This is a genomic window from Pseudomonas sp. XK-1 (assembly GCF_038069885.1).
Taxonomy (GTDB): Bacteria; Pseudomonadota; Gammaproteobacteria; order Pseudomonadales; family Pseudomonadaceae; genus Aquipseudomonas.
The window spans coordinates 1-18,284 of sequence record NZ_JBBPES010000009.1; the positions used below are offsets into that span (position 1 = coordinate 1).

Here is an 18,284-nt window from a genome sequence, read left to right on the forward strand (position 1 = left end):
GCGATTGAAAAAGTTCGACTCGCTGAGGATGGCTGGAACAGCCGAGATCCAGAAAAAGTTTCGCTTGCCTATACGCTGGACACCAAATGGCGTAACCGCGCCGAATTCGCTACCAATCGCGAAGAAGCCAAAGGTTTCCTCACTCGCAAATGGAAAAAGGAGCTGGATTACCGTTTGATTAAAGAACTCTGGGCCTTCACCGACAATCGCATCGCCGTCCGTTACGCCTACGAATGGCACGATGATTCGGGTAACTGGTTCCGTTCCTACGGCAACGAAAACTGGGAGTTTGAAGCAGATGGTTTGATGCATCGCCGCTTCGCCTGCGTCAACGACATGCCGATCAAGGAAAGCGAGCGTAAGTTCTTCTGGCCACTGGGTCGCCGCCCTGATGATCACCCAGGTCTGACTGAACTGGGCCTGTAAGTCATACTAAACCTGATCCTTTACATGTAAAGGATCAGGTTTTTTGTGCAAATGTCCATTACCACTATTCCGCTTTTTGTTAACACACACTGAATCGCCCTAGCTTTTGCAGACACTCTATGACCGCTTCTGGCCGCTTTCTGCCTGTCGAGCTCAGCGCAATGTTCAGCGCTCGGCCAGATTGGTTCCCGGTGGCTGCCACCCCGAACAGCAAGCGCCTTATCTAAGCAGCACCCTCATCCATCGCACCGCCCCTCTGCTGTGGGCCTGTGGGAGCCCTGCCTCCAAGCCTGGTGGGCTTTACAGCTCTGTAAGGTAATTGGGGTCAGAGTCGATTGGCTTCTTTAGCCGGGTACCGACGCAGTGGCAACCAGCGGATATGCACGACAGTGTTATCGTCGAACCCCGCTCATTGTGGAGATCAAGCTAATGGCCTTAAGACACGCAACATCAGGAGAGATGCTTGAGCTGCTGCCTGCCACGCCTACTGCGGTGCAAATTTCCCAAGCCCTGGTCTGCGCACCACGCCTGGAAGTGATGCGCTTGGTCATGGAAGGCGGCAAGCAAATACCCGCGCACGCTGTGGCCGGCCCGCTGACAATTCAGTGCCTGCGGGGCAGTGTTGAGGTGCAGGCTGATGGCGTTTGGCAAACCCTTCAGGAACATCAATTGATGTACGTGGCCGAGGGTGTCGAACACGCATTGCACAGTAAAGTGGAAGCCATTGTGCTGGTAACCCTGGTGCGACTGCCGCACAGCGACTGACAGCGCGCGCATCACAGGCACATGTTTAGCGAGCTACCCATGCAGGCAAAACATGGCTTTGGCCAGCAGCCCAAAGCCATGTGCGGTACAACTTGGGCGTCATAAGGCAACAACGCAGTACCCGCCGTTCAAGCAGCATGTCTGCCGCGGCTTAAGGCGCTGATGTCGTGATCCGCGAACCCTGTACAGACACTTGCTGCCCCTCGATAAAACGCGCCTCTGAGGAGCGCACACGCCGGGTCTGGCCACTGTCATCCTTGATTACATAGAGCGTCTGTTCCAGCCCCAGCGCTTCCTGTGCCTGACTGCCGGCCAGGTAACCAAGGCCTGCCCCCACCAAAGCCCCCACTGGGCCACCGGTCGCAGCGCCGAGCATAAAGCCGGTTAGGCCGCTATAACCCCCGCCGACCAACGTATCGCTTTGCGCCGACAGTATCTGCTCGGCATGACTCAAAGGGCTGTTCAGCAGTGCGGCTACGGCGCACAGAGTAATGATCTTTCGCATGACATGATCCTTGTTAGGTTAAGAGGTTGACTCAGTAACCATCAGAAAGCATGCCAAAATATTATTGATATTAATCAATAGGATAGATTTATAAGGGTATTTAAAACCACAGCAATTAGAGTCTTTTATACCGTCGAATGGTTTTTAAAACCCTCACATCTAGCCCCCCACATAACCCGCAGCACCGGTGAAAAACTAGCTACCGAGCAGGTGCTAACGAATACCTGCAGTTCGTCGCCGTGCGGGTGCCAGACAGCCCCTTCTCCTCAAGGCGGGAGCATTCTTATCTATCGCGCCGCCCCTCTGTTGTTGGCCCCGGGGGGCTTGACAGCCCTGGGATACTGGATAGAGCGCCGCGGCCAGCGCGGCGTGCCCCATCACGAAAGGAAGGTGCTCCATGCGCAATGAAGAACTCAAGGACTTGTTCGACCAGCAGGCCGCCGGCTACGACAAGCAATGGGCGGGGATGGCACCCATTCGCGACGCCCTGTATTTGCTGCTCGACTCCCTCTTCGCCGGCTTGCCGGAAAATGCCCGGATACTCTGCGTCGGTGTGGGCACCGGCGCGGAACTGGCCCACCTGGCCGAGCGCTTCCCCGGCTGGCATTTCACCGCTGTCGACCCCTCGGCTGCCATGCTCGACATCTGCCGCCAGCGGGCGACAGAGGGTGGTTTCCTCCCGCGTTGCAATTTTCACCAAGGCTACCTCGACACCCTGCCCGCCGAGCCCAGCCACGACGGCGCTACCTGTTTTCTGGTGTCTCAGTTCCTGCTCGAACCGCAGGCCCGCATCGCCTTCTTCCATGAGATCGCCCGCCGGCTTGAGCCGGGCGCAATACTGGCAAACGCCGATCTCGCCTCAGACGTCGAATCACCTGCCTACGAGGCGCTGCTACGTAGCTGGATGACGCTGATGTCCTCTGCCGGCGTGCCGCCGGAAGCACTGCAGCGAGCCCGTGCCGCCTACGCCCGCGATGTGGCGATCCTGCCGGCGCAGCAGGTCGCCGGCCTTATCCAGGCGGCCGGCTTCGAGGCCCCGGTGCAGTTCTTTCAGGCGGGGTTGATGCATGGGTGGTTTTGCACGCTGACACCCGGTATCTCCCGCCCCTGCGACAGAACGCAGTCGATATAGGCGGTCGCTGGCGTAGGCTGCACCGCCGGGCAACGAGCACTGGTGCGCGCAGCACACCCTACGGGTAAAGCATGGGCGCGCAATCCGCCTTAAGAGCGCCGCCGGCCTTGCTGACGATCAGGCCGAGGCGCTGCAGGTGCCGATACCATGGGGCGCGGCGCAAAAGGACGGCAGGCGTTCGGCGCGGGCTGAAAGCTCGGCCAGCGCCGGATACTGCGCCGGCTCGATCAGCTCGGGCAGCATCTGCACCGCGAACTGCCAGGCCACCGCGGTGGTCACTGCGGCCTGGTCGATAGACGCTTCGCTCAACTCAGGCACCCGCCCCGCCCACTCATCCTGCAACGCCTGGCAGGCCGCCCGCAGCTGGCCGACCACCCGATCCAGCCAGGGCTGGTGCAGCTTCTCCTGCGGTCGCAGATTGTGCTCGTAGACCACCTGCACGCTTTTCTCGCAGGCGGCCAGCGCCAGGCCGATGATGCGCAGCGCCCGCACTCTGTCCGCCAGCCCACTTGGCATCAGGCTTCGGGGAGCGGCCAGGATTTCGGCGTAGTCGAGAATCAACCCGGAGTCCATCAGCACGGTGCCGTCGTCGCAGATCAGCGTCGGTGCCTTGACCAGCGGGTTGATCCGCTGAAACTCATCGAAGGTGCTGAACACCGAGAGCGCCCGGTGCTCGAAGCGCAGCTCAAGCAACTGCAGGGAGATCGCCACACGGCGGACGTAGGGTGAGTCGAGCATTCCAATCAGCTGCATGGCGGCTCCTTGCGCGCAGGACGATGAGTGACGCAGCTTAGCGCGCAAGGTATGCCTTGCGCACCATGCTCGATGCCCCTGGTCTCAGCCGTAGATCGCCGGCTCGCGGTAATGCCGTGGGCAGGCCTGGCCGTTGGCGCGGAACAGGTGGCATTTGCTGGCCATCAGGCCGGCGGCGAAGGTCTGCCCGACCGCGACCCGCAGGTTGCCGTCGCCACGCACCGTGACCATCTCATCGACCCCTTCCAGGGTCAGGTAGATCAGGTTGTGATCGCCCAGGCGCTCTGCCACGGCGATCTCGCCGTGGAAGGCGAAATCGGCCTGCTCGGGGCCAACGAAGTGCTCCGGCCGCACGCCCAGGGTCATCTCCTCGCCGACTTCCACGGCGCTGCCGTCGACCAGTACCGGCATGCGGTAACCGCCGGGCATCTCGATCTCCACCGCCTCGCTGCTGGCACTGAGTGCCCTGACCTTGAGGAAGTTCATCTGCGGCGAGCCGAGGAAGCCGGCGACGAACTGGCTCTGCGGATAATGGTAGAGCTGCAGCGGCTGGCCGATCTGGACGATTTCGCCGGCGTTGAGCACCACGATCTTGTCGGCCATGGTCATGGCTTCGACCTGGTCGTGGGTGACGTAGACCATGGTGGCCTTGAGGCGCTGATGCAGGCGCGAGATCTCGATGCGCATCTGCACCCGCAGGGAGGCATCGAGGTTCGACAGCGGCTCGTCGAACAGGAACACCTTGGGCTCGCGCACCAGGGTACGGCCGATGGCCACGCGCTGACGTTGGCCACCGGAGAGGTCCTTGGGCCGGCGTTCGAGCAGCTTGTCGAGCTGCAGAATGCGTGACACCTCGGCGACCTTGCGCTGGATCACGCCCTTGTCGACCTTGGCCAGCTTGAGGCCGAAGGCCATGTTCTCGGCCACCGTCATATGCGGATAAAGCGCGTAGGACTGGAACACCATGCCCACCGACCTGTCCATCGGCGGCAGCTCGTTGACCCGCTGACCATCGATCAGCAGGTCGCCGGAACTGATGTCTTCCAGGCCCGCGATCAGCCGCAGCAGGGTCGACTTGCCGCAACCGGACGGACCGACAAAGACCACGAACTCGCCGTCCTCGATGTCCAGGTTGATATCGCGGGTAATCGCGGTGCCGTCGTAGCTCTTGCAGATATTGCGCAGGGTGAGACTAGCCATATGATTTCTCTCGAACAGGGCCTGGCCGAATAGCATCGACCAGGCCGGAACCCTTTATAAACGTGTAGGAGCCATCACCCCAGCAGGCGGGCGAAACCTAAGCCGTGAGCCGGCAAGTTTACCCAGCTGCCGAGAAACTCGGCGGCGCTGGCCGGCACCCCTTCCAGGGGTTCGACCATCAGCGGCAGGTCGTAACGGCGCGGCGCGGCACTCATATTGAACAGACACAGCCAGGCTTGCTCGCCCAGGCGGCGCTCGAACACCAGCAGGCCGTCGTCGTGATAGCGCATGGTGATAGAGCCCTCGATCAACAGCGGCTGCTGCTGACGCCAGGCGAGAAATTGTCGGTAGCTGTTGAGCATCGACTGTGGATCCTGCTCCTGCACATCAACCGCCAGCGCTCGATGACTCTCGGCCAGCGGCAACCAGGGCTGTTGCGCGGAGAAGCCGGCATAGTCGCCCTCGCGGGTCCAGGGCATCGGCGTGCGGCAGCCATCGCGGCCCTTGAAGTCCGGCCAGAAGCGGATGCCATAGGGGTCGACCAGGTCTTCATAGGCCAGCTCGGCTTCGCCCAGGCCCAGCTCCTCGCCCTGGTACAGGCAGACGCTGCCGCGCAGCGACAGCAGCAGGGCCATCAGCATGCGCGCGCGCGCCGGGCTTTCTTCACCGGCCAGCGCCCAGCGGCTGATCACCCGCACCACGTCGTGGTTGCCCACCGACCAGCAGGGCCAGCCGTCGCCCAGTTCGCGCTCGATATTCTCCACCGTATGGCGGATAAAGGCCGGGCTGCACTGCGCGGTCAGCAGGTCAAAGGAATAGGCCATATGCAGGGTGTTGCCGCCGCCGGTGTAGGCGGCCATGGTGCGCAGGGAGTTGTCGCAGCCGATTTCCGCCACCGTGGCCGTGCCCGGATACGCCTCCATCAGCGCGCGCAGACGGCGTAGGAAGGAAAGGTTTTCCGGCTGGGTCTTGTCGTACACATGGCGCTGGTAGGCGTAGGGGTTGTCGGCGCGCACACCGATGCCACCTTCGCGGATATCCGGGTTCGGCGGATTGCTGCGCAGCTGCTGGTCATGGAAGTAGAAGTTGGCCGCATCCAGGCGGAAGCCGTCGACCCCCAGTTCGAGCCAGAAGCGCATGTCGTCGAGCAACTGCTGCTGCACCGCCTCGCAATGGAAGTTCAGGTCCGGCTGGCTGGCCAGGAAGTTGTGCAGGTAGTACTGCTTGCGCCGGCCGTCCCAGCTCCAGGCGGAACCGCCGAACACCGACAGCCAGTTGTTCGGCGGCGTGCCGTCCGGGTTGGGTTCGGCCCAGACAAACCAGTCGGCCTTGGGGTTGTCGCGGCTGGTACGGCTCTCCTTGAACCACTCATGCTGATCCGAGCAGTGGTTGAGCACCTGATCGATGATGATGCGCAGGCCCCGCTTGTGGGCGGCGGCGACCAGCGTCTGGAAATCATCCAGAGTACCGAACAGCGGATCGACTCCGCGGTAGTCGCTGACGTCGTAGCCGAAATCCTTCATCGGCGAGGTGAAGAACGGCGACAGCCAGATGGCATCGACATTCAGGCTGGCGATGTAGTCGAGCTTTTGCAGCACGCCGGGCAGATCGCCGACACCGTCGTCGTTGCTGTCGAAGAAACTGCGCGGGTAAACCTGATAGATGACGCCACCGCGCCACCAGTCCTTGCGGATAACAGCCATACATCAATGCCTTATATGTTCGTGATGACGGCTTCACTCTAGGCAAGCATGACGCCCGTCACATCCTCCCCGCCGGGCTTTTTGCGGGCGTAGCTGGCGTGCGCCGAGGGGGAGGAGTTTTGCCCCGTAGGGTGCGCTGTGCGCACCAATGACTGCGACACCACAACCCGGGCACGGCACAAAAAGAAGCGCCAACGCCAATCCCGATGGTGCGCACGGCGCACCCTACACAGCGGACCGAGTTGGGTGCGCCGCCCTACTCGCCCTGAATCTTGCTCAACAAACTGCGCGCCAGCTGTACCGCCTCGCTGCGCTGGGTGATGGCGAGCTTCTGGTAGAGGCTGCGGATATGGGTCTTGATGGTGGTCGGGGCAACGTTGAGGTGCTCGGAGATCTGTTCGTTGGACAGCCCGGCGTGGATCAGGCTGAGCACCTGCCATTCGCGCCGGGTCAGCGGCGAATGGCGAATCAGCTCGGGCACGTCGGGGCGGTTGATGATGTCCTGGATCACCGCTTCGTCGAGGGTGATGCGGATCGCCCGGCTGAAATCGCGCTGCTGCTGGGCCAGCTGGATCAGGCGGTCGGCGCGCTGGCTTTCCAGCTCGTCGAGCTGGCGTTCGTGCTGCAGGCCCTTGAGCATCGCGATCAGCGGTTTGCCGATGCGCAGGAAGCTGCCGATCACCCCGGTGCTGCTGGCCAGGCGCAGGGCCTGGTGCAAATGGTCGAGGGCCGCCTGGCGCTCCTCGCGCTGCCAGAACAGCTGGGCCTGGAGGATATGGTTGCGGTTCTGGTCCATCACCAGCTGGTGGCGCTCGGCATCCACCTGCAACTGGCGCAGGATCGGCAACGCACGCTCACTCTGGTTCAACGCCAGGTAGGCGCGCACATGGTTGCGCGCATTGCCCTGGGCGAAGTGATTGGCCCCGGGCTTGAGCGGCGGCGCGGTGCTCAGCCACTGCTGGATGCTGTCCTTGTCCTGGGTCGAGTCCCAGTAGGTGAGCATCACCGCATGGGCATTGGCCAGCCAGTCGATATGGTAGTTGTCGCCGGCCAGCAGGCTCTGGATCTTGCCGATATAGTCGGCGCACACGCTCTGCTGGCCGCGGGCGTGGGCGACCCGGGCGAGCAGCACATAGCACTGCAGAAACCAGTGGTCGCCCACCGCATCGAGGATCTCCAGGCCCTGCAGGGCGCACTGCTCCACCGCATCCAGGTGGTGCCATTCGAGCAGCACCTGGCCACGCACGCGGTGGATAAACTCCATGATCGGGGTCACCGGCAGCTGTTCCTGCTCGATGTACTGCAATGCCCGCTCCTGCAGGTTGTAGGCCTTCTGCAGATGGCCCTGGGCGATGGCGATCTCCGATAACTGGCCGAGGCTCCACAGCACCGGGTGAGTGGCATCGATCTGCTGCGCGCGGCGCACGGTTTCCTCGTGCTGCTGCTGAGCCTGCTGCAACTCGCCCTGAACGAAATGCACCTCGGCCAGCACCGACATCGCCGCCACCCGCGAGGTGCGCATGGTCAGCGGCTCGAAGGCCAGGGACTCACGGGCGAAGGCCACGGCCCGCTGCAGATCACCCTGGTTGATCGCCACCTGGGCGCGCACCGCCTTGAAATCGGCCTCGATGCGCTGCCACTGCTCGGGGGTGTGCAGGCCCTTCTGCGCCGCTTCGCCGGCCTGCAGCCAGCGCTCGACCTGATCGCTCTGATACTGGTTCTGCGAGGCCCAGGCCTGCAGCAGGGTGAACAGCGGCGACTCGGCGATGGCGCTTTCCGGCAACATCGCCAGGCAGCGCTGCAGCAGGGCCAGACGGCCCTGGCGATAGAACTGCCGACCGTGACTCAGCAGCACCTGGGTGATGCGCTGCGGATCGCGGGCCAGTACCGCGTGGCGCGCCGCCTCCTCCGGCATCTTCTCCCCCAGCAGTGCCTCGGCGGCGCGCAGGTGCAGTTCGGCGACGCGCTGCGGCTGGTGGGTACTCAGCTCGTTCTGCAGAAAGCAGGCGAACAGCGGATGGTAGGCGAACCACTGGCGCAGGCTGTCGACGGGCTGGATAAACAGGCCGGCACGCTCCAGTGCCTCGAGCATCTCGCGGCCGTTGCAGCTCTCGGTCAGACGGTCGGCCAGGGCCGCGCTGAAGCGCTCGAGCAGGCAGGTGGCCTGGAGGAATTCCTGGGTCGAGGCGTCCAGCCCGTCAAGCACCTGCTCGCGCAGGTAATCGCGGATATAGGGATGGCCGAGCTGCAGGCTCTCGAGAAACAGGTCCATGCCGCGCCCGGTCTGCACCTCCTGCTGGGCCAGTTGCAGGGCGCAGGGCCAGCCGCCGATACGCCGGTTGAGGCGCTCGACCTGCTCGCGGTTGATCGCAATCGGCAGGCCCAGCGCCAGCAGTTGCTGCACCTCGTCGTGCTCGAAGGCCAGCAGGGCGGCATCCAGCGCCAGCAGTTGACGCTTGACCCGCAGTTCGGCGACGCCGAGCTCCGGCAGACCGCGGCTGCACACCAGCAGGGTCAGCCAGGCCGGGCTGTTGCGCAGGAAGAAGCGCAGCGCGGCGATCAGCTCGGGGTTGCGCAGCGCCTCGAACTCGTCGAGCACCAGCAGCAGCGGCGAATGCTCGGCCGGCAACTCGGCGAGCAGGCGGGTGAGCAGGCCGTCGAGGTCTTCCTCGCCCCGCTCGGCGCGAGCCAGGCTCTGCGCACAACCGCCGTCGATACGGGCATGCAAGGCGTTGAGCAGGTAGCGGCCGAACTGCCGCGGGTTGTTGTCCTTGTCATCCAGGTTGACCCAGGCCACCGCGCCGGCGAAGGCCGCCGCCCACTGGCTGGCCAGCACCGTCTTGCCGAAACCGCTGGGGGCCTGCAGCACGGCCAGGCGCACCTGGGGTAGGCGTTGCAGCCACTCGTCGAAACGCGGCCGGGCAAGCAGCCCGGGATGCAGGGCCGGCGCACAGAGCTTGGCCGGAATCAGCGGCAGCGGCTGAGCTAATGCAGCATTCATACAATCACTCCCGTTAATTGTCTTTGTATCGGGTAGCGGCAGATCTTACGCAACTTGCAGGCTCAAGCCTGCGCTATAAACGGCAAAAACCGGCATGCCCAGATAGCAGGTATGCCGGTCGTAGGGTGCGCGGGGCTGCCCAGGCTGTGCACACCAATAGAGCCGACCTGGGCGCAATCAATGGCCACGGAGTTCATCCCTGTAGGGTGCGCCGTGCGCACCGATAGAGCCACGATCCGTGGTGCAAGCATGGCCACGTAGTTCATCCCATGGTGCGCACGGCGCACCCTACGACAGGCACCTCGTCATTTCCGTCCCTACCCTTTCACCCCGCCCGCAGTCAGGCCACCAACTATCCACTTCTGGCAGTAGAGGAATACTGCGGTGATCGGCAGGCCGGAGAGCACGGCGGCGGCGGCGAAGTCGCCCCACAGGTAGTTCTGCTCGTAGAGGTACTGCTGGGCACCGACCGACAGGGTCAGTTTGTCCACATCCATCAACAGCACCGAGGCGATCGGGTATTCGGTGATGCTGGTGATAAAGGCGAGGATAAACACCACCGCCAGGATCGGTACGCTCATCGGCAGCAGGATGTGCACGAAGGCCTGCCAGGTGGTCGCACCGTCGACGATGGCGGCCTCTTCCAGGGAGGCGTCGATGCTCTCGAAATAGCCCTTGATGGTCCAGATATGCAGGGCCATGCCGCCGAGCGAGGCGACTATCACCGCGCCGTGGCTGTTCACCCCGAGCCAGCCGGCGTGCTTGCCGAGCTGGTCGAACAGGGCGTAGATGGCCACCAGCGACAGCACCGGCGGGAACATCTGGAAGATCAGCATGCCCTTGAGGATCGGCCCCTTGCCGGCGAAGCGCATGCGCGCGAAGGCGTAGGCGCTGGTGGTCGACAGCATGAGGATCAGCAGCGAACTGATCAGGGCGATCTTCAGCGAGTTCCACAGCCAGGTCAGCACCGGGAACGGTGGGTTGAGCAGCGTGCCGTTGTCCAGGGTGTAGGGAATGCCCAGGGCCAGCGACCAGTGTTCCAGGGTTGGCTGGTCCGGCAGCAAACTACCGGTGGCGAAGTTGCCCTCGCGGAAACTGATCGACACCACCATCAGCAGCGGAAAGACGATCAGGGCGATGAAGCCAAGCAGACTGAGGTGGGTCAGCCAGAGGCGGTATTTCACGGATTGCGGTTGCACCATGGCCATGGCGGGCCTCCTCAGACTTTGACTTTCGACAGTTTCAGGTTGAGCCAGGCCATGCCGCCGACCACCAGGAAGATCAGGGTGGCGATGGCCGCCGCCAGGGCGAAGTTCTGCCCGGAATCCTGGAAGGCGATGCGGTAGGTGTAGCTCACCAGCAGGTCGGTGGTGCCGGCCGGGGTGGTCGCGCCGATGATGTCCGGGCCGCCGCGGGTCAGCAGGGTAATCAGCACGAAGTTGTTGAAGTTGAAGGCGAAGCTGGCGATCAGCAGCGGTGCCAGCGGCTTGATCAGCAGCGGCAGGGTGATCTTCAGCAGGTTGTCCAAAGGCGTCGCGCCATCCATCGCCGAGGCTTCATAGAGGTCGCGCGGGATCGCCTGCAACAGGCCCATGCTCAGCAGCAGCATGTAGGGATAACCCAGCCAGGTGTTGACGATCAGGATCATGCTGCGCGCCAGGGTCGGGTCGCTGAACCAGTCCGGGCGCACGCCGAACAGGCTGTCGAGCAGCAGGTTGATCTCTCCGAAGTTCTGGTTGAACAGGCCGCGAAATACCAGGATCGAGATAAAGGCCGGCACCGCGTAAGGCAGGATCAGCATGACCCGGTAGAACGCCTTGCCGCGCACCAGATCCCACTGCAGCAGGCTGGCCAGCACCAGGCCCAGCGCCAGGGTGAAGAGCACGGTGAGGCCGGCGAAGGCCACGGTCCAGACGAAGATCTCGAGGAAGGGGTCGCGGATACTCGGCTCGCTCAGCACCCGGGCGAAATTGCTCCAGCCGGCGTACACGGTGAAACCGGGGGCCACCTTGCTGCCGTGGCTGTCGACATAGAAACCGCTGCTGCGATCCACTTCCAGGCGTTCACTGCTGCGGGTATTGAGCAGGTCGCCGTTTTCCAGCAGGCGGTACAGCGGCTTGACCGCCGCCACCTCGCGCAGGCCATAGAGGCGCAGCAGCGCGCCATCGGTACCGCGCAGCACCCACTGTTCCAGCTCGCTGCGGCGCTGGATCACCTCGCGCAGCGGCAGGGCTTCGGCCAGACTCACGGCGCTCTCCGGCAGCAGCTCCAGCGGTTCGCTGAGCAGCGGATCGCCCTGCAGCGGCGGCGAAACAAATACGCCCTGCTCGCCCTGGTCCACCCGCAGGCGCAGTGCGCCGTCCTGATCAGGGTGCAGGCTGAAGGCGAAGCGCTCGCCGGCCAGGTAGGTCTGATTCAGGTGATAACGCTGCACCTGTTCGAAACTCAGCAGATTGGTCGCGCTGTAGTTGGTAAAGCCGATGCCCACCGTGTACAGCAGCGGAAAAATCACAAACACCAGCATGCCCGCCACCGCCGGGTAGATATAACGATGGGCATAGGCCTTCTTGCTGATAAACACGTAACTGGCGATACCGGTTACCACCAACCCGAGCAGGGCGAAAGCGACCTGCTGCTGGGCGTAAAGCGCCACCACCAGGTACAGCGCCAGGGCGTTGAACAGGCCCCAGACAGACCAGCGCAGGGGCTGACGCAGGTAGGCAAAAGCGGATGGTCGGGTCATGGCAGGGCTGACCGGAGCAATTGAAAATTCCAGGGCTGACATCTTTTTATAGCCTCAAGCAAGGCGGTTGCCGACTTCAGGCGTCGGCAACCGCCGGTTGTCACTTGGCGATACGCTTGGCAGCGTCATCCAGCGCAGCGTCCACGGTCTGGCGACCGGAGGTGATATTGGTCAGCGCCGGGGCCATGGCCGACCAGAAGCTGCCCATTTCCGGGACGTTGGGCATCGGCCGGCCCATGGCGGCGTTGTCGAAGGTGGCCTTGATCAACGGATCGTTGGCCAGCTCGGCCATATAGGCCTTGTTCGGCACCGCGCCCAGGGGCACATCGGCATTGACCGTCTTCAGCCCTTCGACCTGCAGCAGGTAGCTCTCGAGGAACTCCACGGCCAGGGCCTGGTTGGGGCTGGCGGCGTTCAGGGTCGCGGCCATCACCCCGGTAAACGGCCGGCTGGCGGCCTCGCCCACGGCGGGGATAGGCGCGACGCCGAAGTCGATGCCGCTCTTCTGGATATTCGACCAGGCCCAGGGCCCGCTGATGAACATCGCCGACTCGCCCTTGTTGAAGGCCGCCTCGGCTGCGCTGTAATCCGCGCCCTTGGGCATCACCCCGGCATCGATCAGTTGCTTGAGTACGGCCGCGCCCTGCTTGGCACCGGCGCTGTTGACCCCGGTCTTGCTGACATCGTAACCGCCGTCCACTTCGGCGAAGGCATAGCCGCCGTTGGCCGCCAGCAGCGGCCAGGTGAAGTAGGTGTTGTTGTAGTCCCAGAGGATCGCGCGCTTGCCGTCTTTGGCCAGCTCGACATTGAGCGCCAGCACCTCGTCGAAGGTTTTCGGCGGGGTCGGCACCAGCGCCTTGTTGTAGATCAGGCCGGTGGCTTCAACCGCCATGGGGTAGCCCCACAGCTTGCCCTGGTAGGTCACCGCGTCCCAGGCGAAGTCCTCAATCTCGGCCTTGTTCTTGGCACTCGGGTTGATCGGCGCGATCAGCCCGCTCTGCGCCCATTCGCCGAGGCGGTCGTGAGCCCAGATAAAGATGTCCGGCCCGTTGCCGGTGGCGGCGGCCTGCTGGAACTTGTCGGTGGCGCTGTCGGGGTGCGCCACCTCGACCTTGATCCCGGTGTCGGCGGTGAACTTCTCGCCGACCTGGGCCAGCCCCTTGTAGCCCTTGTCGCCATTGATCCAGATAACCAGCTTGCCTTCCTCGATGGCCGCCTGGCCCGCTAGCGGCAGACCCAGGGTGACGGCCAGGCCGATGGCAGCAGTAAGCAATTTTTTCTTCATGGGTGAGAGTCCTCGTGGCTTCTTATTGTTGATCCACAACCGCTGCAGGCCGGTAGATAGTCGCGCAGCCCTTGCATCCTCGGGCAGAAACACAAGCGCCACATCCTCCCCCGGCGCAGCTTGCGAGGGCGTAGAGACGGGGGCGTAGTCTGCCAGCCGCCAGCCAAAAAAAGTATGCGCACCGGCCCTGTCCCCGCCTGCCGCAGGCAGCAAAAAGCGACTCCAATGGCGGCTCAACCGTACCGGGAGAAGTCTATGCGCCGCTCGTCACCGCTGCTCGCCAGCCTGCTTATCGCCCTGCTCAGCCCTCTCGCCCAGGCGGCCCCGCAGTTGCAGGCCTGGCTCGAGCAACAGCCGCTGCAGCTGCGCTGGCAAAGCGAAGCCGGGCAGCGTTACAGCAGCGAACTGGAGCTGCAGCCCGGTCTGCTGGCCCTGCGCGGCTCCGCCAGTACCGAGCAGGCAGAGGCCCTGGCGCTCTATCAGCGGCAGACCTGGCAGACCGACAGCCACCTGAGCCTGCAGGTGCCGAAAGCCGGGCGCTATCGCCTGCTGTTCCAGGACGGCGACGATGCCCACCTGCGCCTGCTGCCGATCAAGGCGGCGGCCGCCAGCCAGGTCACCTGCACAGCCTGGCAGGGCCAGGCCCTGAGCGTCGATGTCAGCCGGGTATTCGCCGACGGTCAGCAGCTGCGCGATGCCTATAGCGGACAACTGGCGACGGTCGAACAAGGCCATGTGCAGATGACCCCAGCCCCCCAGAGCGGCGGCCTGCTGTTGCTCGAAGCCGCCGCAGCACCGGCCAAGCCGGCCCACGACTGGCGCAACGCCACGGTGTATTTCGCCCTTACCGACCGCTTCGCCAACGGCGACCCGAGCAACGACCGCAGCTACGGTCGTCAGCCCGACGGCGAGCAGGAGATCGGCACCTTCCACGGCGGCGACCTCAAGGGCCTGACCGGCCAGCTCGACTACCTGCAGCAGCTTGGGATCAGTGCGCTGTGGATCAGCGCGCCCATTGAACAGATTCATGGCTGGGTCGGCGGCGGCGACCAGGGCGACTTTCGTCACTACGCCTACCACGGCTACTACGCCCTGGATTTCACCCGTCTGGACGCCAATATGGGCAGCGAGGACGACCTGCGCGAACTGATCGCCCAGGCCCATGTCCGCGGCATCCGCGTGCTGTTCGATGTGGTGCTCAACCACCCCGGTTACTCAACCCTGGCCGACATGCAGGAACTCGGCTTCGGCGGCCTGCGGCGCGGCATGGCCCAGTACCTGCCGCAGCGCTGGAGCGACTGGCAGCCAGAGAGCTATGAGAACCTGCACGCCTACCACAACCTGCTCGACTACCAGCACCCGGACTGGCAGCAATGGTGGGGCAAGGACTGGCTGCGCGCCGGTATCGCCGACTATGACAGCCCGCCCAGCGTGCTGGTCGACCCGCTCAAGGGCCTGCTGGCGTTCCTTCCCGACTTCAAGACCGAAAGTGAGCAGGCCGTGGCGCTGCCGCCCTTTCTGCTGCGCAAGGCCGACACCCGCGCGGTGCCGCGCGAGGGCTATCGGGTGCGCGACTACCTGGTGGAATGGCTGACGTTCTGGGTGCGCGAATTCGGCGTCGACGGCTTTCGTGCCGACACCGTCAGGCATGTCGAACTGGACACCTGGGCGGCGCTGCGCCGGGCGGCCGACCAGGCCCGCGCCGAGTGGTCGGCCGCCAACCCCCTTGATCCCATGAACGGCAGCCCTTTCTGGATGATCGGCGAAGTGTTCGGCCACGGCCCCCAGGCCAACGTCTACCAGGACAACGGCTTCGACGCCCTGATCAACTTCGCCTTCCAGGGCGAACTGGCGGCCAAAGCCAGCGACTGCCTGAGCCAGGCCGATAGCGGCTACGGCGAATACGCCGGGCTGCTGCAGAACAGCCCCGGGCACAACTTTATGAGCTACGCCTCGTCCCACGACACCTCGCTGTTCTTCGCCGAACAGCACAGCGATCTGGCGCGCCAACAGGGCCTGGCCGCGGCCCTGCTGCTCAGCCCCGGCGCGGTGCAGATCTACTACGGCGACGAAAGCGCCCGCCCCCTCGGCCCCAGCGGCTCCGACCCGTATCAGGGTACCCGCTCGTCGATGAACTGGGCGGCGCACCAGCAACCGCCCATCGCCGCCCTGCTCGAGCACTGGCGCATCCTCGGCCAGTTCCGCGCGCGCCACCCAGCCATCGGGGCCGGCAGCCACCAACGCTTGTCCAGCCAGCCCTACGCCTTCGCCCGCCGCCTCGGCGACGACAAGGTGGTGATTGTCCAAGGCCCGTGAGGCACCCCAGCAACCTTCGCCAACGCCAACTCCGTAGGGTGCGCGGGGCCGCCTAGGCCGTGCGCACCACTTTCTACTCGGTATTACCATGACCCCCGAACAACAACGCCAACAGGCCCAACTGGCCTTCGCCGCCAGCCACGCCGATATCCAGGTCGGCCGGGCCGCCGACTGCCCGCTGCCCATCGAACAACTGCTGCTGACCACGGCCGCCAGCCCCTGGGTGCGCCGCCACTTCGCCAGCGGCCTGACCGCCGAGGTCTACCAGATCGAGGCCGGTGGCAGGCTCTGGACCCTCAAGCGCGCGCGGACGCAGTGCAAGGTGCAGAACCTCAACGGCCAGACCTCCTTTCTCAACGAGGTGCAGCGCCGCGCCGAGCTGCAGGCCCTGAAACAGCAGCCGGCCTGGACTGCGGCGCTAAGCGGGATAGTCGCCACCCAGTACGCCAGCTATCGCCATGGCCTGCTGCTGTCGCCCTGGATCGCCGGCGAAGCCGTACAGGAATGGGACGAGCGCCGCCTGCTGCAGCTGTTCGCCAGTCTCTCGGCGCTGCTGCAACTGGGCTTCTTCGACTGGGATCTGTGCCCGGGCAACCTGCTCGACGACGGCCAGATTCGCCTGTTCGACTTCGGCTATATGTACCGCTTCGATCCCTTGCGCGCCTACAACAGCAACGGCCTGCTGACCCCGCAGTGCCACGCCGCCGAACGCTTCGAAACCCGCAGCTACTACGCCTACCTGCTCGACCTGGAACAGCGCCAGGGCAGCGCCGCCGCCCTTAGCGCCCTGGCGCTGGAAAAACGCATCGCCCTGGAGTGCTACCAGCACCTGCGCCAGACCCTGGCCCGGCGCAGAGCAAGCAGCGACGTATTGGCCTGGCTGGATGGCATCATCGGCGACTGGCAACAGGCACTGCGCCACGACCTCGCCTGCCTCTACCTGCGCGAAGCCTGGCGCTCGCACTGGAGCGACCTGGACGACGACCTGCAGGGCCAGACCTGCACACCCCTGACCCTGCAACGTCTGGATTGGCTAACGGAATGCCTGGAGGCACAGGCTCCGGATTTGCAACGCCTGGACCTGCTGCAAAACAGACCCGTGGCTGCCTGGCGACAACAACTCGAACAGGCACGGGAACAGGCCCTGGCTTGGCAGGTCGATGGTTAAGGCGGCCCCGCACTCCCTACGAGACCGCTACCCCGCACGATGCCCACTCGTAGGGTGCGCCGTGCGCACCGCGGCTTACGCGGTTCTTCGCCACATGCATCTCCCGCCAACGACAAGCGCTTGGCCGGACGTTGACCTGGCAGATCGGCGTTTAACCCCGGTGCGCGCAGCGCACCCTACAGAAGCCATTCCCCCTGCGCCGCACCGCAAGACACCGCAAGACACCGCACACCGTAGGGTGCGCCATGCGCACCGCGACTTACGCAGGGATTCGCCACATGCCTCTCCATCCAACGACAACCGCCTGTCCGGTCGTTGACCTGGCAGATCGGCGTTTAACCCCGGTGCGCGCAGCGCACCCTACAGAAGCCATTCCCCCTGCGCCGCACCGCAAGACACCGCACACCGTAGGGTGCGCCGTGCGCACCGCGGCTTACGCGGTTATTCGCCACATGCATCTCCCGCCAACGACAAGCGCTTGGCCGGTCGTTGACCTGACAGATCGGCGTTTAACCCCGGTGCGCGCGGCGCACCCTACAAAAGCGTCGCGCCCGCAACTTGCTCGGTCACTCGCCGAACGTGCCCTCTGCTTCCCCCGCTCCGCCCCAATCCGCCGGGTATATGCCTTCGCGCACCAGGCGGTGATAGCTGGACCAGGGCCAGTCGGCCACCCGCTCGACCAGGCCATGGCGCACCGGGTTCCAGTGCAGATAGTCCAGGTGCCGGCGGTAATCCTCCTCGTCGCGGATGCGGTGTTCCCAGAAGCGCCGCTGCCATAGCCCGGACTCGCGGCGCAGGTAGCGGCTCAGGCTGATCGCCCCCGGCGCACGGGGTAGCGCCTGACTGGTAAGGCGCTTGATCAGCGACCAGCGCAGGCCGAAGTCGGCATCGCCGGCGGGCAACTGCCAAAGGCAATGCAGGTGATCGGGCAATAACACCCAACCCGCAATAGTGAAGGGATAACGCTGACGCACCTGAACGATGGCCAGACGCAGGGCTTCACGCACTCTCGGCTGGGTCAGCACAGGCTGGCGCTGCTCGGTCGTCAGCGTAAAGAAATAGCAGGCACCCGGGTCCCGGGCGCGGCGATAGTCGGACATTCCCTGTCTCCTGGAAGCGTGTCGCCCGTTCAGGATAGTCGCTGGTGCGCGCAGCCTAGGCGGCCCCGCACCGCCTTCGGGCCAACCGGCCCCCGGCACGATGCCGCCTTCGTAGGGTGCGCCGTGCGCACCGCGGCCGCAGCGGTTATTTGCCCAACGCGCTCTTGTCACCCGCCACGCCGTCCAG

14 protein-coding genes are annotated in these 18,284 nt (G+C 64.4%); 5 read left to right on the forward strand and 9 right to left on the reverse strand.

Annotated features, from left to right (window positions below; genetic code table 11):
• Both WMW70_RS20300 and WMW70_RS20305 read left to right on the forward strand, forming a co-directional pair.
• On the forward strand, window positions 1-426 hold a 426-nt coding region (locus WMW70_RS20300; RefSeq protein WP_341439279.1), incomplete at its 5' end, for a nuclear transport factor 2 family protein.
• 459 nt (window positions 427-885) lie between these two features.
• Window positions 886-1,191 carry a hypothetical protein gene (locus WMW70_RS20305; RefSeq protein WP_341439280.1) on the forward strand — a complete coding sequence of 102 codons (306 nt, stop codon included), beginning with the start codon at window positions 886-888 and terminating at the stop codon, window positions 1,189-1,191.
• Between the two features lie 151 nt (window positions 1,192-1,342).
• On the opposite strand, the gene WMW70_RS20310 is transcribed toward WMW70_RS20305, so the two are convergent.
• The gene (locus WMW70_RS20310; protein ID WP_341439281.1) at window positions 1,343-1,696 is read right to left on the reverse strand and encodes a hypothetical protein; all 354 of its coding nucleotides are present in this window, start codon (window positions 1,694-1,696) and stop codon (window positions 1,343-1,345) included.
• A gap of 397 nt (window positions 1,697-2,093) precedes the next feature.
• Between WMW70_RS20310 and WMW70_RS20315 the strand changes: the two genes are divergently transcribed.
• Window positions 2,094-2,828 (forward strand): class I SAM-dependent methyltransferase, encoded by a 735-nt coding sequence (locus WMW70_RS20315; RefSeq protein ID WP_341439282.1) that lies wholly within the window; start codon window positions 2,094-2,096, stop codon window positions 2,826-2,828.
• Between the two features lie 117 nt (window positions 2,829-2,945).
• Here the strand turns inward: WMW70_RS20315 and WMW70_RS20320 are convergent, their stop codons facing one another.
• The 7 genes from WMW70_RS20320 to malE all read right to left on the reverse strand — a co-directional run bounded on the left by WMW70_RS20320 (window position 2,946) and on the right by malE (window position 13,513).
• Window positions 2,946-3,581 carry a glutathione S-transferase gene (locus WMW70_RS20320; protein WP_341439283.1) on the reverse strand — a complete coding sequence of 212 codons (636 nt, stop codon included), beginning with the start codon at window positions 3,579-3,581 and terminating at the stop codon, window positions 2,946-2,948.
• An 84-nt stretch (window positions 3,582-3,665) separates the two neighbouring features.
• Window positions 3,666-4,781: a maltose/maltodextrin ABC transporter ATP-binding protein MalK gene (malK, locus tag WMW70_RS20325; protein WP_341439284.1), complete on the reverse strand. Its 1,116-nt coding sequence runs from the start codon at window positions 4,779-4,781 to the stop codon at window positions 3,666-3,668.
• 74 nt (window positions 4,782-4,855) lie between these two features.
• Complete coding sequence (locus WMW70_RS20330; RefSeq protein ID WP_341439285.1) at window positions 4,856-6,484, reverse strand: alpha-glucosidase; 1,629 nt, start codon at window positions 6,482-6,484, stop codon at window positions 4,856-4,858.
• 256 nt (window positions 6,485-6,740) lie between these two features.
• Window positions 6,741-9,485, reverse strand: a complete 2,745-nt coding sequence (gene malT, locus WMW70_RS20335; protein ID WP_341439286.1) for an HTH-type transcriptional regulator MalT — start codon at window positions 9,483-9,485, stop codon at window positions 6,741-6,743.
• 317 nt (window positions 9,486-9,802) lie between these two features.
• Window positions 9,803-10,693 carry a maltose ABC transporter permease MalG gene (gene malG, locus WMW70_RS20340; protein ID WP_341439287.1) on the reverse strand — a complete coding sequence of 297 codons (891 nt, stop codon included), beginning with the start codon at window positions 10,691-10,693 and terminating at the stop codon, window positions 9,803-9,805.
• Between the two features lie 11 nt (window positions 10,694-10,704).
• Window positions 10,705-12,228 (reverse strand): maltose ABC transporter permease MalF, encoded by a 1,524-nt coding sequence (malF, locus tag WMW70_RS20345; RefSeq protein ID WP_341439288.1) that lies wholly within the window; start codon window positions 12,226-12,228, stop codon window positions 10,705-10,707.
• Between the two features lie 100 nt (window positions 12,229-12,328).
• Window positions 12,329-13,513 carry a maltose/maltodextrin ABC transporter substrate-binding protein MalE gene (gene malE / locus WMW70_RS20350; protein WP_341439289.1) on the reverse strand — a complete coding sequence of 395 codons (1,185 nt, stop codon included), beginning with the start codon at window positions 13,511-13,513 and terminating at the stop codon, window positions 12,329-12,331.
• 255 nt (window positions 13,514-13,768) lie between these two features.
• Between malE and WMW70_RS20355 the strand changes: the two genes are divergently transcribed.
• Complete coding sequence (locus WMW70_RS20355) at window positions 13,769-15,829, forward strand: alpha-amylase (protein WP_341439290.1); 2,061 nt, start codon at window positions 13,769-13,771, stop codon at window positions 15,827-15,829.
• 88 nt (window positions 15,830-15,917) lie between these two features.
• Entirely contained in the window at window positions 15,918-16,997 is a 1,080-nt protein-coding gene (locus tag WMW70_RS20360) for a hypothetical protein (RefSeq protein WP_341439291.1), read from the forward strand.
• A 566-nt stretch (window positions 16,998-17,563) separates the two neighbouring features.
• On the opposite strand, the gene WMW70_RS20365 is transcribed toward WMW70_RS20360, so the two are convergent.
• Window positions 17,564-18,097, reverse strand: coding sequence for an REP-associated tyrosine transposase (locus WMW70_RS20365; RefSeq protein WP_341439292.1), 534 nt, complete (start codon window positions 18,095-18,097; stop codon window positions 17,564-17,566).
• Between the last annotated feature and the right edge of the window lie 187 nt (window positions 18,098-18,284).

Coding starts and splice junctions, on each gene's coding strand:
- WMW70_RS20305 (WP_341439280.1), top strand. CDS start 886: ATGCTTGAGCTGCTGCCTGCCACGCCTACTGCGGTGCAAATTTCCCAA.
- WMW70_RS20310 (WP_341439281.1), bottom strand. CDS start 1,696: ATGCGAAAGATCATTACTCTGTGCGCCGTAGCCGCACTGCTGAACAGC.
- WMW70_RS20315 (WP_341439282.1), top strand. CDS start 2,094: ATGCGCAATGAAGAACTCAAGGACTTGTTCGACCAGCAGGCCGCCGGC.
- WMW70_RS20320 (WP_341439283.1), bottom strand. CDS start 3,581: ATGCAGCTGATTGGAATGCTCGACTCACCCTACGTCCGCCGTGTGGCG.
- malK (WP_341439284.1), bottom strand. CDS start 4,781: ATGGCTAGTCTCACCCTGCGCAATATCTGCAAGAGCTACGACGGCACC.
- WMW70_RS20330 (WP_341439285.1), bottom strand. CDS start 6,484: ATGGCTGTTATCCGCAAGGACTGGTGGCGCGGTGGCGTCATCTATCAG.
- malT (WP_341439286.1), bottom strand. CDS start 9,485: ATGAATGCTGCATTAGCTCAGCCGCTGCCGCTGATTCCGGCCAAGCTC.
- malG (WP_341439287.1), bottom strand. CDS start 10,693: ATGGCCATGGTGCAACCGCAATCCGTGAAATACCGCCTCTGGCTGACC.
- malF (WP_341439288.1), bottom strand. CDS start 12,228: ATGACCCGACCATCCGCTTTTGCCTACCTGCGTCAGCCCCTGCGCTGG.
- malE (WP_341439289.1), bottom strand. CDS start 13,513: ATGAAGAAAAAATTGCTTACTGCTGCCATCGGCCTGGCCGTCACCCTG.
- WMW70_RS20355 (WP_341439290.1), top strand. CDS start 13,769: ATGCGCCGCTCGTCACCGCTGCTCGCCAGCCTGCTTATCGCCCTGCTC.
- WMW70_RS20360 (WP_341439291.1), top strand. CDS start 15,918: ATGACCCCCGAACAACAACGCCAACAGGCCCAACTGGCCTTCGCCGCC.
- WMW70_RS20365 (WP_341439292.1), bottom strand. CDS start 18,097: ATGTCCGACTATCGCCGCGCCCGGGACCCGGGTGCCTGCTATTTCTTT.